General features: G+C 50.3%; 13 protein-coding genes and 1 tRNA gene. 8 read left to right on the top strand and 6 right to left on the bottom strand.

The features are described 5' to 3' along the window. Positions 1 to 26 precede the first annotated feature (26 nt). Entirely contained in the window at positions 27 to 2,936 is a 2,910-nt protein-coding gene (gene rapA, locus ACF8PK_RS20455) for an RNA polymerase-associated protein RapA (protein WP_206981738.1), read from the top strand. A 61-nt stretch (positions 2,937 to 2,997) separates the two neighbouring features. On the opposite strand, the gene ACF8PK_RS20450 is transcribed toward rapA, so the two are convergent. Next, entirely contained in the window at positions 2,998 to 4,269 is a 1,272-nt protein-coding gene (locus ACF8PK_RS20450) for an Nramp family divalent metal transporter (protein WP_392443356.1), read from the bottom strand. A gap of 305 nt (positions 4,270 to 4,574) precedes the next feature. Here ACF8PK_RS20450 and ACF8PK_RS20445 point away from each other — a divergent pair, with 305 nt between their 5' ends. Next, positions 4,575 to 5,312 (top strand): RluA family pseudouridine synthase, encoded by a 738-nt coding sequence (locus ACF8PK_RS20445; RefSeq protein WP_038152636.1) that lies wholly within the window; start codon positions 4,575 to 4,577, stop codon positions 5,310 to 5,312. A gap of 45 nt (positions 5,313 to 5,357) precedes the next feature. After that, the gene (locus ACF8PK_RS20440) at positions 5,358 to 6,320 is read left to right on the top strand and encodes a D-2-hydroxyacid dehydrogenase (protein WP_392443354.1); all 963 of its coding nucleotides are present in this window, start codon (positions 5,358 to 5,360) and stop codon (positions 6,318 to 6,320) included. Positions 6,321 to 6,401: 81 nt separating this feature from the next. Here the strand turns inward: ACF8PK_RS20440 and ACF8PK_RS20435 are convergent, their stop codons facing one another. From ACF8PK_RS20435 to pepA, 3 genes are all read right to left on the bottom strand, one after another. Further along, positions 6,402 to 9,263: a valine--tRNA ligase gene (locus ACF8PK_RS20435; protein ID WP_392443352.1), complete on the bottom strand. Its 2,862-nt coding sequence runs from the start codon at positions 9,261 to 9,263 to the stop codon at positions 6,402 to 6,404. Between the two features lie 92 nt (positions 9,264 to 9,355). Continuing rightward, positions 9,356 to 9,805: a DNA polymerase III subunit chi gene (locus ACF8PK_RS20430; RefSeq protein WP_004728685.1), complete on the bottom strand. Its 450-nt coding sequence runs from the start codon at positions 9,803 to 9,805 to the stop codon at positions 9,356 to 9,358. A 75-nt stretch (positions 9,806 to 9,880) separates the two neighbouring features. Further along, complete coding sequence (gene pepA, locus ACF8PK_RS20425; protein WP_004728686.1) at positions 9,881 to 11,389, bottom strand: leucyl aminopeptidase; 1,509 nt, start codon at positions 11,387 to 11,389, stop codon at positions 9,881 to 9,883. A gap of 191 nt (positions 11,390 to 11,580) precedes the next feature. Between pepA and lptF the strand changes: the two genes are divergently transcribed. Further along, positions 11,581 to 12,684, top strand: a complete 1,104-nt coding sequence (gene lptF, locus ACF8PK_RS20420) for an LPS export ABC transporter permease LptF (RefSeq protein ID WP_014204393.1) — start codon at positions 11,581 to 11,583, stop codon at positions 12,682 to 12,684. Between the two features lie 3 nt (positions 12,685 to 12,687). Beyond that, positions 12,688 to 13,758 carry an LPS export ABC transporter permease LptG gene (gene lptG / locus ACF8PK_RS20415; RefSeq protein WP_004728688.1) on the top strand — a complete coding sequence of 357 codons (1,071 nt, stop codon included), beginning with the start codon at positions 12,688 to 12,690 and terminating at the stop codon, positions 13,756 to 13,758. A gap of 60 nt (positions 13,759 to 13,818) precedes the next feature. Here the strand turns inward: lptG and ACF8PK_RS20410 are convergent, their stop codons facing one another. Further along, complete coding sequence (locus tag ACF8PK_RS20410; protein ID WP_055465800.1) at positions 13,819 to 14,292, bottom strand: RDD family protein; 474 nt, start codon at positions 14,290 to 14,292, stop codon at positions 13,819 to 13,821. A gap of 278 nt (positions 14,293 to 14,570) precedes the next feature. Here ACF8PK_RS20410 and ACF8PK_RS20405 point away from each other — a divergent pair, with 278 nt between their 5' ends. The 3 genes from ACF8PK_RS20405 (at position 14,571) to ACF8PK_RS20395 (ending at position 17,243) form a co-directional block, all read left to right on the top strand. After that, positions 14,571 to 15,944, top strand: coding sequence for a GGDEF domain-containing protein (locus ACF8PK_RS20405; RefSeq protein ID WP_392443347.1), 1,374 nt, complete (start codon positions 14,571 to 14,573; stop codon positions 15,942 to 15,944). A gap of 143 nt (positions 15,945 to 16,087) precedes the next feature. Further along, positions 16,088 to 16,172 (top strand) — tRNA-Leu (locus ACF8PK_RS20400). Between the two features lie 510 nt (positions 16,173 to 16,682). Next, a complete protein-coding gene (locus ACF8PK_RS20395; protein ID WP_029841376.1) occupies positions 16,683 to 17,243 on the top strand; it encodes a hypothetical protein in 561 nt (186 codons plus the stop codon). A gap of 514 nt (positions 17,244 to 17,757) precedes the next feature. On the opposite strand, the gene ACF8PK_RS20390 is transcribed toward ACF8PK_RS20395, so the two are convergent. Then, a complete protein-coding gene (locus ACF8PK_RS20390; protein WP_392443345.1) occupies positions 17,758 to 19,311 on the bottom strand; it encodes a helix-turn-helix domain-containing protein in 1,554 nt (517 codons plus the stop codon). Positions 19,312 to 19,441: the final 130 nt, after the last annotated feature.

Below are 19,441 nucleotides of genomic sequence, written 5' to 3'. Positions count from 1 at the left end.
ATCCAAATTGATGAGGTAGTCGATTCATGACTTTTGCTTTGGGGCAACGCTGGATAAGCGATACGGAAAGCGATTTAGGTTTAGGTACAGTGGTCGCGATGGACGCCCGTACCGTGACACTGATGTTTGCTGCATCCGAAGAAAACCGCGTGTACGCACGTAATGATGCCCCGGTAACCCGTGTGACGTTTAATGTCGGCGACGTGATTGACTGCCAAGAAGGCTGGTCGCTCACCGTGGAACAAGTGGTGGAAGAGAACGGTCTGTTGACTTATCTGGGCACACGTCAAGACACCGAAGAATCGGGCGTCGCGCTGCGCGAAATTTTCCTCAGCAACCAAATTCGCTTTAACAAACCGCAGGACAAACTGTTCGCTGGTCAAATTGATCGCATGGACAACTTTGTGCTGCGCTATCGCGCGCTGACCAACCAGTATCAACAACACAAGAGCCCGATGCGTGGCCTGTGTGGCATGCGTGCAGGCTTGATCCCGCACCAGTTGTACATCGCCCATGAAGTGGGCCGTCGTCATGCGCCGCGTGTGCTGTTGGCCGACGAAGTGGGCCTGGGTAAAACCATCGAAGCGGGCATGATCATTCACCAACAAGTGCTGTCTGGCCGCGCGGAACGTATTCTGATCGTGGTGCCAGAAACCCTGCAGCACCAATGGTTGGTGGAAATGCTGCGTCGTTTTAACCTGCATTTCTCCGTGTTTGATGAAGAGCGCTGCGTGGAAGCGTTCGCGGAAGCCGACAACCCATTTGAAACCCAGCAGTTCGTCCTGTGTTCGCTCGACTTTCTGCGTAAGAGCCGTCAGCGTTTTGAACAAGCGTTGGATGCGGAGTGGGATCTGTTGGTGGTCGATGAAGCGCATCACTTGTCATGGAGCCAAGACAAACCGAGCCGTGAATATCAGGTGATTGAAGCGTTGGCAGAGCGCACGCCGGGCGTGCTGCTGCTGACGGCAACGCCAGAGCAATTGGGCCGCGAAAGCCACTTTGCTCGTCTGCGTCTGCTTGATGCGGACCGCTTCTATGACTACGACGCGTTCGTGCAAGAAGAAGCGCAATACGAACCGGTGGCAGATGCGGTGAGCGCGCTGTTCTCTGGTCAGGTGCTGCCAAACGAGGCGAAAAACCAAATTACTGAGCTGTTGTCAGAGCAAGATGTCGAGCCGTTGTTCCGTGTGTTGGAAAGCCAAGCGGATGACGCCGAGAAGGCATCCGCACGCCAAGAGCTGATTGATAACCTGATGGACCGTCACGGCACGGGACGCGTGCTGTTTCGTAACACTCGCGCGGCAATCAAAGGCTTCCCGGTGCGCAATGTGCACTTGATGGCGATGGACATTCCACAGCAGTACACCACGTCGATGCGTGTTGCTGGCATGATTGGCGGTAAGCTCAGCCCTGAAGCACGTGCGATGAAAATGCTCTATCCGGAAGAGATCTTCCAAGAGTTTGAAGGCGACGACGCCAGCTGGTGGCAGTTTGATTCCCGTGTGAACTGGTTGCTTGAAAAAGTCAAAGCCAAACGCAGTGACAAGATTCTGGTGATCGCATCTCGCGCCAGCACTGCATTGCAACTGGAACAAGCGCTGCGTGAGCGGGAAGGCATTCGTGCGACCGTCTTCCACGAAGGCATGTCGATTCTGGAACGCGACAAAGCGGCGGCGTACTTTGCCCAAGAAGAGGGTGGCGCGCAGGTGCTGATCTGTAGCGAAATCGGCTCAGAAGGTCGTAACTTCCAATTCGCCAGCCAATTGGTGATGTTCGATTTGCCATTCAACCCAGACTTGCTGGAGCAGCGTATCGGTCGTCTTGACCGTATCGGTCAGAAGAACGACATCGACATTCATGTGCCTTACCTCAAAGGCACGTCGCAGGCGATTTTGGCGCGTTGGTACAACGAAGGCCTGAACGCGTTTGCCGAAACCTGTCCGACAGGCCGCGCGGTGTACGATGAGTTTGCCGAACGCCTGATTCCGATTCTGGCTTCCGGCGATGACAGCGAGCTGGATGCGATCATCGATGAATCGGCCAAAATGAACAAGGCGCTCAAAGCGCAGCTTGAGCAAGGCCGTGACCGCCTGCTGGAAATGCACTCTAACGGGGGCGACAAAGCGGAGCAGATTGCCAAGCAAATCGCCGCGACTGATGGCGACACCAATCTGGTGACGTTTGCGTTGAGCCTGTTTGATACCATCGGCCTTAACCAAGAAGACCGTGGTGAGAACGCGCTGGTGGTGACGCCGTCGGAGCACATGATGGTACCGAGCTATCCCGGTTTGCCGTATGAAGGCGCAACCATCACCTTCGATCGTGATACCGCGCTGTCGCGTGAAGACATGCACTTTATCAGCTGGGAGCACCCGATGGTGCAAGGCGGCATCGACTTACTGATGAGCGAAGGCGTGGGCGTTTCTGCGGTCTCGCTGCTGAAAAACAAAGCGCTGCCCGTGGGCACGATTTTGCTTGAGCTGGTGTACGTGGTGGATGCGCAAGCCCCCAAACGCACTGGGATTAGCCGCTTCCTGCCACAAACGCCAATCCGCATGTTGATGGATGCGCGTGGCAATGATTTGTCGGCGCAGGTGGAGTTTGAAGCGTTTAACCGTCAGCTCAGCCCGGTGAACCGTCATTTGGCCAGCAAACTTGTGAGCTCAGTGCAAAACGATGTCCATCGTTTGATTACCGCCAGTGAAACGCCAGTGATGGAACAGGTGAAGGCGATTCGCGAGCAAGCGCAGAAAGAGATGCATCAAATCCTCAACGGGGAGCTAGAGCGTTTACAGGCGCTTAAAGCGGTCAACCCGAACATTCGTGATGAAGAGATTGAGGTGCTGGAGCAGCAGATTGAGGAATTGACCGGTTACATCGCGCAGGCGCAGTACCAACTGGATTCCCTGCGCATGATTGTGGTCGCACACAACTAAGTGCGCTGAAACGCAAAAGGCCTTCCAACGGAAGGCCTTTTTTGTGTCGGTGAGCTAGCGATTACATCAACCACTGCCACCAGATGAACAGCGCTAAAAACCCAAATAGGTAAATCAGTCCGAGAATCGACAGCGCTTTGAGCTTCGGACCCACTTTCAGCTCTTGCGGCAGTTCCGTGCGCGTCACCAAAATGTAGTTCAGCAAGGCAAATACGGGCGTGGTCATGAACGCCATGATCATCGCAAAGTTGAGCAGCGGCATCAGCGCTGACGCGAAGAACATGATGATCGCCAGGGCCGCCGCCGAGACCAGAATCATCCAGCCTTGCAACACTTTCGGGCTCTGCTCTGGCTGCTCTTTCAGCAGACGCTGCGATTCGGCAATCACGCGTGAGTAGCCATCAATCACCGTAATGGTACTGCCGAAAATACAGAAGAACGCAATTACCGCAATCAGGTAGCGTGACCACTCTCCGATGGTGGAGGCATACAAACCGACCAACTGATGCGAGAAGCCCACACCGGATTTCGACAGTTCGACACCGCTGCCATGCAACACCAACGCGCCCAGCGCGAGGAAGACAATCGCCAGAATCGCGGTGCCAATGTAGCCGACGTTGAAGTCAAACAGCGCCGATTGCGGTGTGACGCGTTGGTGACGACATTGACTTTTCAGCCACACAGACGTGAGGGATGAAATCTCAATCGGGGCTGGCATCCAGCCCATGGTCACCACCAAGAAGCCGATGGCTGCCAGTGTCCACGGCGATGGCGCTTCGGCAACGATGGTCGCGGGTGCTGGGTTAGCGGCAGCAATCACCACGGCCAGCAGCGTCGCGATGGTCAAGACCGCCATGATCACCTTCGACAGCGTATCCAGCGCGCGGTAGTGACCGGCAAACAGAATGATGAGGCAGGTGGCGAGCACGATGCCAGACAACACCGGCAACGACAGCTCAAACGGAATGAAGTAACTCAGCAAGCTGGCACTGAACATCAGCAGCGCTGCGGTATTGACGATGCCGGAGAACACCGCCAGAACCGCAAAGATCCACAGGTAAGGTTTGCCCATTTTGGCGTAACCTTCGACCAAGCTGTCGCCTGTGCCCATGGTGTACTGAACGCCTGCTTTGAAAAAGGGGTATTTAAACAGGTTGACCAGCAGAATGAGGATCGCGAGTTGCCAGCCATAAATGGCCCCCGCTTTGGTCGAAGCCACCAGATGAGAGCCGCCAACGGCAGCAGCAGCCATCATGATGCCCGGACCCAAAGATCGAAGCAGTTGAGGTAAAGAGAGCCGTTGTTCGGATGAATAAGGGACGGCGTTTTCCATTCTTGTTCCTTATGAATTGTTATGTTGTGTTTGATTGTATTTATGATTTGCCTTGTCCTGCGTGGGATTGGCTGATTTTTTTGTCAATACCCTTCATCAATATCACACTGATTGTTAGTGTCAATTTATACTTACAACTTCGGCGTAACTTTTTGTTCACGTCATGAAAGGGCAGGATAAAGCCTGAAGTGGCGCTATGATGGCGGGGGCGCCGCGGCAGGCGCGACACCAAGGCGTGATTCAGAGGTGATGTTGGGTATATAATGCGCCGTTTTTTATTATCAGCGCGTTTGCGAGAGAAATTTATGGCAATGACCGAGTACCACCCACCAACGGATCCGTGGATTGATGTGGTCTTTGAGGATGACTACATTCTGGCGGTAAACAAACCGTCCGGTTTACTTTCCGTGCCGGGCCGTCTGGCGGAGCACCACGATAGCATGTGGAGCCGCCTGCAAGCGCAATATCCGGAGATTCAAGTGGTGCACCGTTTGGACATGTCAACTTCGGGGCTGATGCTGTTTGCCAAAGACAAGTACATGGAAGCGGCGCTCAAGAAACAGTTCCAATATCGTCTGACGCATAAAATTTATTACGCTCGCGTGTGGGGTGTGATGGCGCAGGATGAAGGTGAGATCGATCTGCCGCTGATTTGCGATTGGCCAAATCGCCCGAAACAGATGGTTTGTCATGAAACAGGGAAACCATCGCAGACATTGTTTCAGGTCGTCAAACGTGAAGCGCACACCACCGTGGTGCGCCTGCTGCCGATTACTGGCCGGTCACACCAACTGCGCGTGCACATGCAGGCACTCGGGCATCCGATTGTCGGCGATGAGTTTTACGCGCCGCAAGAAGCGATCGATTTTACGGATCGACTGGCGTTGCATGCCGCGGAGCTGAGCTTTTATCATCCTCGCAGTCATTGGTTACGTTCGATCTTTGTTCCGTGTGACTTCTATCCCGAAGCGCAGGAAGAGATATTGCAGCATTTCGATCCTGAGCGAAAATTGCCGGATTATAAAAAACTACCCCGTCCTTAATCGATCATGTGTCATTGATGGCAGTGGGTAGGCAAAGGAGAAATTATGGCTTTACCCACTGTTGTATTCCTCGATCGCGCAACGATTCCCCGCCACATTCATGTGCCCGCACTGACGTTTTCCCATCGCTGGCAAGAGTTTGATTTCACCGCGCCGGAGCAGGTGGTCGAGCGCTTGCAAGAGGCAGAAATCGTGATCACCAATAAAGTGGTGCTGAGCGCTGCGATCTTGGCGCAATTGCCGAAAGTGCGCTTAATTGCGGTGTCTGCCACGGGGTTCAACAACGTGGATATCGACTATTGCCGCGCCCACCACATTGCGGTGTGCAACGTGCAGGGGTATGCGACCCAATCGGTGCCTGAGCATGTGGTCGCGATGATGTTTGCTCTGCGCCGGAATCTAATGGGCTATCACCACGATATTGCCGCTGGTGAATGGCAACGCAACAAGCAGTTCTGTTTCTTTACCCATCCGATTGGCGATATCGCAGGCAGCACGCTGGGTGTGGTCGGTGGCGGCACGTTGGGACAAGGCACTGCGACACTGGCGAAAGCGCTGGGCATGACGGTGCTGTTTGCGGAACACAAAGGTGTGTCGACTTGCCGCGCAGGCTACACGCCGTTCGAGCAAGTGTTGCAACAGGCCGATGTGCTGACGCTGCATTGTCCGTTAACAGAAGCCACCCACCATCTGATTGGTGAAGCGGAGCTGGCGCAGATGAAACCGAACGCGCTGCTGATCAACGCGGGGCGCGGCGGTTTAGTGGATGAAGTGGCGCTGGTGGATGCGTTGAAAAGACGTCAGATTGCCGGGGCAGGGGTGGATGTGTTCACTCAGGAGCCCGCAGACATCACCAATCCGTTGGTTGCCAATATGGACTTACCCAATTTGCTGCTGACGCCACATGTGGCGTGGGGCAGTGATTCTGCGATTCAAAAACTGGCCAGTATTCTGATCGATAATATTCAGGCGTTTGTTGAAGGTCGTCAGCAGAATCGTATTGTTTGACCTGCGCGTGTCCACAGCGTTAACGCAAGGCAATAAAAAAGGCAGCGAATTCGCTGCCTTTTGCTTGGGTGAAGGTCTGTTTTACAGCGCCGCGATGGTCGCTTGCTGCTCAGCCAGTTTCACCAAGGTTTCTTTGTAACCGTCTAGTTTTTCACGCTCTTTGGTGATGACCGCTTCTGGCGCTTTTGCAACAAAGCCTTCGTTGCTCAGTTTGCCTTCGATGCGTTTCACTTCACCTTCGGTTTTGGCGATTTCTTTTGCCAGACGTGCCAGCTCAGCGTCTTTGTCGATCAGACCCGCCATTGGGATCATCAGTTCAGATTTGCCAACCAGTGCTGTTGCGCACGCGGGTGTTTCTTCACCGGCAGTCAGTATGCGAACGTTTTCCAGTTTCGCCAGAGACATCAACACTTGTTTGTTCGCTTCCAGACGCGCAGCATCGCTGTCGCTTGCGGCTTTGAGCATCACATCCAGTGGTTTACCTGGGTTGATGTCGTACTCGGCACGCAGGTTACGAATCGCGGTGATGAAGGTTTTCACCCACTCGATATCATCCAGCGCGTCTTGGTGGAAGTTCGCCGCATCAAACTGAGGCAGCGCCTGCAGCATGATGGTATCGCCTTCCACACCATCAACCAGTGGCTTGATGCTTTGCCAGATGGTTTCAGTGATGTATGGCAGAACTGGGTGAGCCAGACGTAGCGTTTTTTCCAATACGGTGATCAGGGTGCGACGTGTTGCGCGTTGTTGCGCTTCACTGCCTTTCCACAGTACGGGTTTTGTCAGCTCTAGGTACCAGTCACAGAATTGGTTCCAGATGAACTCGTACAGCGTGTTCGCGGCCATATCCAGACGGTAGTTGTCGATGTGCTCGTTGAACGCTTTGGCAGCCAGTTCAAACTGAGATTCGATCCATTTGTCTGCCAGCGAGTAGTCCAGCTCAGCACCCGCGCCAAAGCCACAATCTTGCTCTTCTGTATTCATCATGACGTAACGGCTTGCGTTCCACAGTTTGTTACAGAAGTTACGGTAACCTTCCAGACGCTTCATATCCCAGTTGATATCGCGGCCAGTTGATGCCATTGCGGCTAGGGTAAAGCGCAGTGCGTCAGTACCGTAAGGTTCGATACCGTTTTCAAACGTTTTACGTGTGTTTTTCTCGATCTTCGCTGCCAGTTGCGGCTGCATCATGTTGCCCGTGCGCTTGGTCACCAGTGACTCAAGATCGATGCCGTCGATCATGTCGATCGGATCCAGCACGTTGCCTTTCGATTTCGACATCTTGTCGCCGTTTTCGTCACGGATCAGACCGGTTACGTACACGGTTTTGAATGGCACTTGTGGTTTGCCGTCTTCATCTTTGATGAAGTGCATGGTCATCATGATCATACGGGCAACCCAGAAGAAGATGATGTCAAAACCGGTCACCAACACTTCAGATGGGTGGAAGACTTTCAGCGCATCTGTTTTCTCTGGCCAGCCCAGTGTACCAAAGGTCCACAGTGCAGAAGAGAACCAAGTATCCAGTACGTCTTCATCTTGGCTCAGTGCCACATCCGCAGGAATGTTGTTGTCTGCGCGCACTTCGTCTTCGTTGCGGCCAACATAAACATTGCCTTGTGCGTCGTACCACGCCGGAATGCGGTGACCCCACCACAGCTGACGCGAGATACACCAGTCTTGAATGTCACGCATCCAAGAGAAGTACATGTTTTCGTATTGCTTCGGTACGAATTGAATGTCGCCGTTTTCAACCGCTTCAACCGCTGGTTTTGCCAGAATGCCTGCGCGTACGTACCATTGGTCCGTCAGCATCGGTTCGATCACCACGCCGCCTCGGTCGCCGTAAGGCACGGTCAGGTCGTGATCTTTAATTTCTTCCAGCAGACCCAGTTCGTCGAATTCTGCCACGATCGCTTTACGCGCAGCAAAACGCTCCATGCCTTGGTATTTCGCAGGAATCTCAGTGCCGTAAGCGGTGCTGGCTTCGCCGTTTGAGTTGAAGACTTCGGCTGCATCACGAATGTTCGCATCGAATGTCAGAATGTTAATCATGGGGAGCTGGTGACGCTTACCGACTTCGTAGTCGTTGAAGTCGTGCGCTGGTGTGATTTTCACACAGCCGGTGCCTTTTTCCATGTCCGCGTGCTCATCGCCCACGATAGGAATGCGACGATCCACAAGCGGCAGAATGATTTCTTTACCGATCAGATCTTTGTAACGCGGATCTTCTGGGTTAACCGCAACACCGGTATCGCCCAGCATGGTTTCAGGACGTGTGGTGGCGACCACAATGTAGTCTTTGCCTTCAGCCGTTTTCACGCCATCAGCCAGCGGGTAGCGGAAGTGCCACATGTGGCCTTTCACATCTTTGTTTTCAACTTCCAGATCCGAAATTGCGGTGTGCAGTTTTGGATCCCAGTTGACCAGGCGTTTGCCGCGGTAGATCAGGTCGTCTTTGTACAGACGAACGAACACTTCCTGAACCGCTTTGTAGAAGCCGTCATCCATGGTGAAGCGCTCACGGTCCCAGTCGACAGACGCACCTAGGCGACGCAACTGTTTGGTGATGGTGCCACCGGATTCGTTTTTCCATTCCCAGATTTTGTCGATGAACGCATCACGACCGTAATCGTGTTTGGTTTTGCCTTCTTCGGCAGCGATCTTACGCTCAACAACCATCTGAGTTGCGATACCCGCATGGTCCGTACCCACTTGCCACAGCGTATTTTTACCTTTCATGCGTTGGCAACGGATCAAGGTATCCATAATGGTGTCTTGGAAGGCGTGACCCATGTGCAGGCTACCAGTGACGTTCGGTGGCGGAATCATGATGCTGTACGCGTCTTTTGATGTGTCACCGTGAGGCTTAAAGTAGCCTTTCTCTTCCCAAGTCTTATACAGATCTTGTTCGATGGATGTTGGGTTGTATGTCTTTTCCATAGTGCTCTTTAATGGATACTTTGATGGTTAATTCGGTCAATCGCTATAAGTGAGTTCTCTTGCAAAGAGAGCTTAACTATAAGGATGAACCGCTACGGATAATGGATCTCGATGGTTTGCAGTTGATAACCCGCCTGACGGTACAACTTATAACGCTCGCGAGACCGCTGTTTCGCATTTTCTTCGTTGGGGACGAAGTCTACCACCTCTGCGAAGGCCTTCGCAAAGGTTGTATGATTATCGGCCAAATTTATTGCCAGCTGTCGGTTCCAAGAGGGTTTCACCCCCACATGGCCAATTTCAATATTGGTGCCGTATTTCGGCCCTTCCCCCACCAGATTATGGCCCAGAAAGTCTTTGGCTTCGACTTGCCAGAATCGCTCTGCAATCTGTTCGGCGTGCTGTTGCGTCGCGCACTGTAAATACACTTTTGCCCCCTGACGAGCAAAGTGCTGACTCAGAAACACAACATACGCTTCAAAACCGGCTGCCGTGGCTTGCGGCGAGTCGGGTCGAACGATGTAAAACGTAGCGGTGGCCATGGTGAACCGTGTCTCCTTGTGGGGTGAACTGGGAAAAACAAAAAAGGGCCTTGCGGCCCTTTTCATGGATGAGGTTTATTCCTCGGTCTCTTGGCCACTGCGGTTGAGCAGGAATTGGACAAGCATCGAGACCGGACGACCCGTCGAGCCTTTGGCTGCGCCAGAACGCCACGCGGTGCCCGCGATGTCAACGTGTGCCCAGTTGTACTTCTTGGCAAACTTAGACAAGAAACAACCTGCTGTGATCGCGCCGCCAGGACGGCCACCGATGTTCGCCATATCGGCAAACGGGCTTTTCAGCTGTTCATGGTATTCGTCTGCTAGCGGAAGACGCCATGCACGGTCACTCGCTTGTTCAGAGGCATTCACCAGTTCGTGCGCCAGTGGATTGTGATTCGCCATGACGCCGCTGATGTGATGACCCAGTGCAATCACACACGCGCCTGTCAATGTGGCCACATCGACCACGCAATCTGGTTCGAAGCGTTCAACGTATGTCAGGGCATCACACAGCACCAGACGGCCTTCAGCGTCGGTGTTTAGGACTTCGACAGTTTGACCGGACATGGTGGTCAGAATGTCACCCGGACGGTACGCATTGCTGCCCGGCATGTTTTCACAGCCCGCCAGTACACCAATGATGTTGAGTGGCAGGTTCAGTTTCGCGATCGCCTTCATGGTACCGAATACCGATGCCGCACCACACATGTCGTACTTCATCTCATCCATGCCTTCACCCGGTTTGAGTGAGATACCACCTGAATCGAAGGTCAGCCCTTTACCCACCAACACAATCGGTTTGGCGTCTGCATCAGGATTGCCTTTGTATTCGATCACCGACATCATGGATTCGTTTTTCGAACCGCGACCCACAGCCAGGTATGAACTCATACCCAGTTTTTCCATCTCTTCTTCACCGATGATTTTGGTGGTGATGGTTTCGTAATCGTCAGCCAGGCGACGAGCCTGAGACGCTAGGTAAGCTGGGTTAGCGATGTTCGGCGGCATGTTGCCAAGGTCTTTACACGCTTTCACGCCTGACGCAATGGCCAGACCGTGAGTGATTGCGCGCTCACCGAGGCTCAGTTCACGACGAGTCGGCACGTTGAACACCAGCTTACGTAGCGGACGACGGGTTTCCGGCTTCACGCTCTTGAATTGATCAAAGGTGTACAGGCCATCTTTGGTCGCTTCCACGGCTTGGCGAACTTTCCAGTAGGTGTCGCGGCCTTTGACGTGTAGTTCAGTCAGGAAGCATACGGCTTCCATCGAACCCGTTTCATTCAGGGTGCTGATGGTTTTTTGAATGATTTCTTTGTATTGACGTTCACCCAGTTCGCGCTCTTTGCCGCAACCGACCAACAATACGCGCTCAGATAGGACACCTGGCACTTGATGCAGCAGTAGCATCTGCCCCGGTTTACCTTCTAGATCACCGCGGCGAAGCAGTGAACTAATATAGCCGTCGCTGATCTTATCTAGCTGTTCTGCTACTGGAGAAAGGCGGCGTGGTTCAAAGACTCCGACAACGATACATGCGCTACGTTGTTTTTCAGGGCTACCACTTTTAACACTGAACTCCATGCGTACTCCTACATCCTAAAGACAAATAGAACTAAATGTTAGATAATGCGTTCTTACTTGTTGAATCCTTAATCGGATCTACCCTTTGTGTAAGCGCTCTAACACATAGCGAAATTTTAAAAAATAAAAGGTTCAACGGGAAATTATAGTGATTCAATCAAAAAAACAAGTTTTGCATAGGTTATTTCAGCGTGATTATTGTTAGATATTTGATCCGCGAGACACTAAAAAGTCAATTAGCAATCTTTTTCGTGCTGTTTTTAGTGTTTCTGAGCCAAAAATTTATTCGCGTTTTGGCCGATGCGTCTGATGGCGAAATTCCAGCTCGCTTAATTCTATCTATCGTGGGTTTGAACATGCCTGCGATGGGGCTATTAATGCTGCCTTTGAGTCTATACATCGGGATACTGCTCACCTTCGGACGCCTGTACGCGGAAAGTGAAATCACGGTGATGAACGCGACCGGGATCGGAAACAAGTTTCTGATTCGTGCGGCGTTGTACCTTGGCATCATTACGTCTTGTCTTGCCGGTTTCAACGCCCTGTGGTTATCGCCATGGAGCCAAGACAAAGTTCAGTCGGTGATGGAACAATTGGCGGCGGAAAACAGCGTCGATTTGCTGCAAAAAGGCCAATTCCAGCGCTCACCCGATGGCTCGTCCGTGGTGTTCATCGACAACATCGAAAATAAAAAACTGAGCAATGTGTTCGTTGCCCAGTTGACGCCGCGTGAGTCCATTTTACCGAGTGTGATGTTTTCCGATGCGGGCGATGTTAAAGAGCTGAGCGACGGTCGCCAAGTGATCACCATGTACAATGGGACGCGCTATGAAGGTGTGCCGACACGCGTCGACTACATGGTCACTAAGTTTGATGAATATGAAGGCTTGATTGGCCAGCGCGCGGTGAAAGAGAAAGGCCGTGACTGGGAAGCGATTCCGACGTTGGAACTGGTCAAGAATGCAGATCGCAGTGCGCAAGCCGAATTGCAATGGCGTATTTCCCTCGTGGTGTGTATTCCTTTGCTGACCATGCTGGTGGTACCGCTGTCGGCGGTGAACCCGCGTCAGGGGCGTTTTGCCAAAATGGGGCCAGCGATCCTGATTTATCTGACGTACTTTTTGGCCATCAGTGCGACCAAGTCGGCACTGGAAGATGGGTCGATTCCGGCCATCGTTGGCATGTGGCCCATCAATGCGGCCCTGCTGATTGCGGCGATCATTGCCAATACGCTCGACAGTGTTCCGGTAAGAAAATTCAAAGACAAAATAAAACAGAAGAGAAAGGTGGCGTAAGTCGTGTTTAAGATTCTTGACTGGTACATTGGCCGGACCATTATCGCAACCACTATGCTGGTTTTGGCTACGTTTGTGGGGTTGTCTGGCATTATTAAATACGTCGAACAGCTGCGCAAAGTGGGTGACGGTACCTACGATTTGATGCAGGCCTTGCTGTTTGTGGTATTGAGTATTCCCCGGGACATTGAAATGTTTTTCCCGATGGCCGCGCTGTTGGGCGCGCTGATCGGCCTGGGTGCGTTGGCGGCAAGCTCTGAGCTGGTGGTTATGCAGGCTGCGGGTTTCTCGAAATTAGACATCGGTTTGTCGGTGCTCAAAACGGCGGTGCCGCTGATGATCATCATCACGCTGCTCGGGGAGTGGGGGGCGCCACAAGCGCAAAAAGCAGCGCGTGACCTGCGTGCCTTTGCCACTTCTGGCGGTAAGATTCTCTCGGTGCGTACCGGGGTGTGGGCGCGTGACATTAACGACTTTATCTTCATCGGAAAGATTGATGACAATCGCCTTTACGGCATGAACATGTGGCGGTTCGACGAGCACAAACAACTGCGGCATGTGATTTTTGCCAAGCAGGTCGATTACCTCGGCGGGAACAGTTGGGTGATGAAAGATGTGGAAGTGACCGACATGAATGACGACGTGGTGATCACCAAACAGTCGTTGCCAGAATACCGTTGGGAGACGTCACTGGCGCCGGACAAGTTGGCCGTGGTGACAGTGAAGCCGGAAGAACTGGCACTGAGCGGTTTGTATGATTACGTGCATTATTTGAAGGCGTCCGAGCAAGATGCATCGCGTTATGAATTGGCGTTTTGGCGTAAGATCACGCAGCCGTTTTCGATTGCTGTCATGATGCTGATGGCGCTGTCGTTTATCTTTGGTCCGTTGCGTAGCGTGACCATGGGCGCGCGGATTTTGTCTGGGGTGATCGCTGGATTTACCTTCTATATTTCCAGTGAATTTTTCGGCCCGCTCAGTTTGGTGTATGGCATTCCACCGGTGTTTGGTGCTGTGGCGCCGAGCATCGTGTTCCTCAGTATTGCCTTGTTGCTCCTGAGACGAAAATTGTAAAACGAAAAAGGAAGGCATGGCCTTCCTTTTTTTGTCTGTGCCCGTTTGGCCGATGGCGTGTTAACGCACTTTCGGGAGCACCACGACTTCTGTATTTGCCCACATGTCTTGAAACGCGCGCTTTTTCGGATCCAGTGGCACAGTCAAATTCCCCAAACCAAAGAGCGAGGTTGCCAGTCGAATTAGGGCTTGGGTCGTGCTGATGCGGTGACCATCTGCGTTACGCACGACAATCTTCCAAGCACGCATGCCCAGCGTTTGTCCGCCACGCGTCCAGAAGTAGACAAAGAAATAGAGCCAGCATGCTGCCAGATAGAGCGTGTAAACCGGGTTCCAGATCGGATGACGCGTGAGGAGATCGCCGGCATCTTGATAAGGCGCATAGTTGAAGAGTCCCGCAGCAACCAGTGCTTCCAGCACGGCCACCACCACACCGCCAGCAATCATTAAGATAGCCATCACCACCAGTGAATCATAAAACAGGGCGCCAAGACGGCGAAACAGTCCCGCAGGGGGCAGAGTTGATGTGCTCATAACAACCTTTCGTCTTCCATAAAGGCGGCAAGCATATCGGCTGAGCGCTATGCTGAAAAGAGAGCTGTCGCACAGCTTCATCAATCGGCGCCAACTTTCCCCGTTCACAGAGCGTGCTGGGTCATCTGAGAAAGGTCGAAAATACGGCGGTAGACACCTTGTCACACGCCACGAGCGGGGTAGAATGAAACGCTTCTTTTTCGGCCGAATGGCGCTCTGTGAATGTCACGCGCAAAGGGGCATCGACCGAGTTCTCACATCGTATGGCAAGGTTTCTCATGTCCGTCTTTAACTGGTCTCACGCCTCGATCAAACAGAAGATTGGTGGTCTGTTTGTGCTGCTGTTGTCGTTTCTGTTATGCGTCATCGTTTACTCCAGCTACAAAATTAAGCGGATTGAAAAGGAGATGCGTGAAGTCGCTTATCTGGATATTCCGCTGAATCAAATCGTGCGCCAGGTGGAATTCATCGAACTCGAACAACATCTGCAATTTGAACAGTTTCAACTTGAACGCCAACGCGGTCATCAGGCGCGCACCCCTCATCAACAACTGATATTCCAACAACAAAAACTGAAAAACTTGTTGGATCGTGCCGTCATGCTGATTGCCGAAAACCTTCACTCACACAAAATTGTGCTCGATGAACAAGATCATCAAGACGTCATGCGGGCCATCGAACGCTACGCCGAGCAAAGTGCCGTGTTTGAACAGCATCTGGCGCAGGTTTTTAATCGCCAGAGTCTCAGTGAGGCGGAACGTGCGAATATGGAAGCGATGGCGAAAGCGTTGGAACACGCTGAGAATACGATTTTGCAGCAACTCAGGGACATGACCAACAATGACGCGCTCTACACTGAGCAGCACGAGGAAGATTTTTTGTTGGTCAGCTTTTTGTTGGGATTGTGTGCGGTGGTGCTCGGGCTATTGCTGACGGTATACATTGTGCGCGCCATTTTACAGCGCATTCAACGCATCAAAGGTGAGATCAAAACCCTTAATAGCTCGTTGGATCACGGTGAAGCGTTCGCGGTTGAGGTCGCCGAACAGGTGAAGACCAACGATGAGTTGGCTGAACTAGAACACGACATCAAAGTGGTGATGTCTCGATTGGCGCAGGAAATTACCTGTCGCGAGCAAATCGAAAAGCAACTGCTGATGTTGGCAACTCAGGACAAACTGACTGGTGCTTTCAACCGGCATAAATGGGACGAACAAATTGAGATGCAGCTTGGTTTGGCGCAGCGCGGTGGCTATTCGTTTGGCCTGATTGTGTTGGATGTGGATTACTTCAAACAGGTGAACGATCAATTCGGCCATCAGGTCGGGGATCAACTGCTGCAACAATTGGTCAAACAGTTGCAACAACGCATTCGCGCGACAGACACCTTATTTCGACTCGGCGGCGAAGAGTTCGCGATTTTGCTCCCGATGCAGGACATCGACACGACGTATACACTCGCAGAAACCCTGCGAGCACAAATGGAAGCGCTGCAGTTGGATGGCCTACCTGCTTTTACCATCAGTCTTGGTGTGACGTGTTATCAACCGATGGATAATGAAACCGCCATTTTTCGTCGCGCAGATATGGCGTTGTACCGTGCCAAAGCGCAGGGCCGCAATTGCGTAGTGCAGCAATTGGTTGAGGAATAGCAAGGGCTGAGGGCGCCATGTGAACGGAAAATGGCCGTCATGGCGAAATATTCAGCAAACGATTTAGTTTTCAATATTTTGTTATTGCGCCAAGCCGTTTCTTCCGTATAATGGCCAACCATCAAAGGGACATACCCTAAGATGCCGGTGTGGTGAAATTGGTAGACACGACGGATTCAAAATCCGTTTCCTTCGGGAGTGGCGGTTCAAGTCCGCCCATCGGTACCATGATTCATATGACAAAGCCTCGACGACAGTCGGGGCTTTGTTGTTTCTAGGCTAATCAAAAGCTTACCTCAGTTTTCCTTTCCTGCTATCGCCTCTTATCTTCCCAAAATAGACTCACTTTATCTACCTTAAAATTTCTCCCATGGTCCATATATGGTTCATCGCTTGACGATTCTGTGCGCAAGGGAATCCTAGTAAATCCAACAAATGCAAAAAGCAGCCGTCGCACAAGCCAGTATTACCAAGGGCTTCGAGCGAGAAGAACCATGGTACGACCATGGTGACTTTACGGTGCTATGAGGTTTTAGCTTTGCCTTTATAGAACAACTGATCGTTTTGATGGATAGTCGAAAAGTCGGTTTGAGATAGGAGGTTTTGCGGTGTGTGTAGTAAACGCGTTGGGGTAATACATCTACAATCAATCACACAGATGAATTAACTCCAAGTTGATATCAATATGCAACTGTGTAATCTTCTTTATAGTGGTGAATAAATGGAGCTTGGCCAACTATGAAGATGATTTTCGTCGATGCTGAAAATGTAGGACTTAAGGAGCTAGAAAAAATTAACGCTTCTGTTGTTGATAAAGTCTTTGTTTTTTCTAAGTCAGATTCAGTCAAGCTTGTTTGTGAAAAGTCGTTGTACCTGTTCTTATCTGACTATCCGACAGGTCAGAATCAAGCCGATTTCTATATCATTGCATATCTTTCTAGGGTACTACTTGCTTTAGATAAAAAGCAGTTGGGCTCTGTTCATTTTGAGCTATACAGTAACGATGAAAGTTTAATTTCAGCATTTGAATTTCAGTGCAAGCAATTAGGCGCACCTTTTCAAAGCATCAGGACTAGAGAGAATACCGTTGTTCCAATTGTTAAGCCACAACAGACACCTCAAAAATCTCCTGAAGACAAGCTTCTTCATGCTTTGAAGTCTCCTCGTGCTTTAGATCCTAGCTTTCAAAAGCAGCTAGGGCTGTCAAAGTCAGATTTTACCAAGGCAATCAATGAGCTTTCCAAAAATAACCAAATCAAGCGTAGTCCTCAGTCCAAGAAAAAATGGGTTAGGTGTTAGTACGCTGACTTACCGACCTCATTAAAGTGTAATAAATGGCGGTATTCTCCATCGCTATTACTAACCATCAGTGTGTGAATATCGCTGTCCTAAGCTTATTCGGTGGCTACTAGAGTACCTTCTGGTGGTAATTGTGCGGGATTAGTGTCTCGGCTCTCGGTGTGCTCTGAACTATATGCTTGTGCTTGAGTTTCTATGCGAGAGATAGGGACTCGCTTTGCTTCGGGTGTCTGTGATTTGGTGATTGTGCGAATGTTGCGAAATGAACTGAGAGCTAGGGTTGTGATAGGATCTTGATATTAAATATATAATAACCAGTACAACAGCTTGCCGTAGGCCGCTGTTGTACTGGTTATTATTAATGGTATGTTCTTGAGTCTGACTGTGAATTTCAAAACATCATTGATGTAGAAAGTGCTTGAACAGTATGGATTTTAACGCGGATATCCAACTCTATGAGTGTGCTCTCAGAGCTTTAAGCACGCATGAAGTTGTGTGCTTAGAGTTTTCACCTCTACCCTAGAACCTCGACGTCGCTGAACATGTAGCCGTGTTCTAGTAGTGATTGCTTCGCTGACCCTTTGATATCGGCATCAATATGAGTGAGTAATTCTTCTGCTGCTAGCTTGGGTTGTATTGTCAAGATTTGTTGGTTGCAGATGCTAGCTTCTTGCAGAAGAACCAGATCATTATTATTTAACGAATATATCAAAGTCTTTCCTTTGGTTTCTCTTTCTTTAGAGAAGACTAATTGACCACCTATTTGAACGAGATGGATGATTGGCTCTGGCGTTAGATCATTGAGCATTTCTTTGAGTCCGTTTAATAGCTCTAATTCATGTTTTTCCCCATTTAAAGCTATTGGTAGTTTGTCACATTTCAAAATGCTGTCTGCAAATACCGCTAGGTTGCTCAGACGAGCGTCTTGTACACCAAGTTCTTTACCAGATGCTAGAGCCTCACAAGTCTTTTGGCGGAAAACTTTGCCGCTATCCAGCTTGGAACTGAGTTCCAGTTCTTTCTCTTTGAGTTTGAAAAGAGCGGAGTAGCGTTCTTGCTGTTCTTCGATGAACTTTTCAAAGTTACCCTGAAGCTTTTTAGCAGAATCAATTGCGAACTCGATATCTTCAAATTCGATAAAACCTTCTGGTTTTTTAATCGAGTCAGAGTAATACATATTCTGACCATCTAGTCGCATTGTGCCGTACTTAGGTCCAAATTGACTGTCATCGAGAAACTGGGCAACCCTCTCCATAGTACGAATAAGCTCAGAGAGCGGATGGGAGAAATAGGAACCTGAATATTGAAAGTCCTCTAGTGCTTTATGTATATGAGTAAGAAGCTCTTTCTGTACATTTTCAAGGTTTATTTCAGCGTTGACATGAAGTGCAAAACTTCTTTGTAGAGTGTTTGAAATAGAATGTTCAACGGTGCTTCTGAAGAATTTTTGATTTTCTTGTTCTCGATGTTGTTTCTTTGCTATCTGTTCTTCTGCCTCTTGAATCGCTTTTTTAAGCTGTTCGAGTACTGAGTGCATGGTATTTTGGTAACTTGATGGTAATACGCCAAATGGTTTTACGTATGGCGCCATTTGGTTAACTACATGTTCTTGTCTTTTAGTGAAATAGAGGTCGGAATCAACCTTCTTGCAAACATACAAGTGATACTGAGTCGCGATAACCTCATTTAATGATTCTAATGACTCTGCACTGTCGAATTTCTCACGCAACTCGAAGGGAAGTGAAGGAAGCTCTTCTATAAAGGCTTTCATTTGCTTCACTAGAAATAGGTCTAGATCTTCTTTAGCTAAAGCTAAACGCACGCATTTGGAAACTTGGAATGTTTCCGCTTTATGGTTTGGTAAGCGGAGGTTTAATAATGCTCTTAGTTTTTGAAGATTTTCACTACCCGCTTTTTCTCCATTTTCCCATCCATTAATTCTGGACTGGTTGACTCCACATCTGCGGGCTATTTCTGACCTAGGGATATTCAAAGATACTAGTTGCTCGACAATGCTTTTAGCGCAGTCCTTATCAAGCTTTTGATTGTGGGTTATTGATTCTGACATAGACACCTCTTTTTGGGTTAAGTTTTAAATGACTATAAATGCATATAAGAATGAAATAAAAGGAAAATTTACGGAAGTGTGATTTTGTAATTAATTGAAATTAAAAGGTAATTATTCTTTTTAAAGAAAT

This window comes from Vibrio sp. CJQ_6 (assembly GCF_043106745.1).
GTDB classification, from domain to species: domain Bacteria; phylum Pseudomonadota; class Gammaproteobacteria; order Enterobacterales; family Vibrionaceae; genus Vibrio; species Vibrio furnissii.
The sequence above is the reverse complement of the archived record's forward strand: the minus strand, read 5'-3'. Positions and strand labels throughout refer to the sequence as shown.

Coding starts and splice junctions, on each gene's coding strand:
- ACF8PK_RS20395 (WP_029841376.1), top strand. CDS start 16,683: ATGAAGATGATTTTCGTCGATGCTGAAAATGTAGGACTTAAGGAGCTA.
- ACF8PK_RS20435 (WP_392443352.1), bottom strand. CDS start 9,263: ATGGAAAAGACATACAACCCAACATCCATCGAACAAGATCTGTATAAG.
- ACF8PK_RS20440 (WP_392443354.1), top strand. CDS start 5,358: ATGGCTTTACCCACTGTTGTATTCCTCGATCGCGCAACGATTCCCCGC.
- ACF8PK_RS20450 (WP_392443356.1), bottom strand. CDS start 4,269: ATGGAAAACGCCGTCCCTTATTCATCCGAACAACGGCTCTCTTTACCT.
- rapA (WP_206981738.1), top strand. CDS start 27: ATGACTTTTGCTTTGGGGCAACGCTGGATAAGCGATACGGAAAGCGAT.
- ACF8PK_RS20390 (WP_392443345.1), bottom strand. CDS start 19,311: ATGTCAGAATCAATAACCCACAATCAAAAGCTTGATAAGGACTGCGCT.
- ACF8PK_RS20430 (WP_004728685.1), bottom strand. CDS start 9,805: ATGGCCACCGCTACGTTTTACATCGTTCGACCCGACTCGCCGCAAGCC.
- ACF8PK_RS20405 (WP_392443347.1), top strand. CDS start 14,571: ATGTCCGTCTTTAACTGGTCTCACGCCTCGATCAAACAGAAGATTGGT.
- pepA (WP_004728686.1), bottom strand. CDS start 11,389: ATGGAGTTCAGTGTTAAAAGTGGTAGCCCTGAAAAACAACGTAGCGCA.
- ACF8PK_RS20445 (WP_038152636.1), top strand. CDS start 4,575: ATGGCAATGACCGAGTACCACCCACCAACGGATCCGTGGATTGATGTG.
- ACF8PK_RS20410 (WP_055465800.1), bottom strand. CDS start 14,292: ATGAGCACATCAACTCTGCCCCCTGCGGGACTGTTTCGCCGTCTTGGC.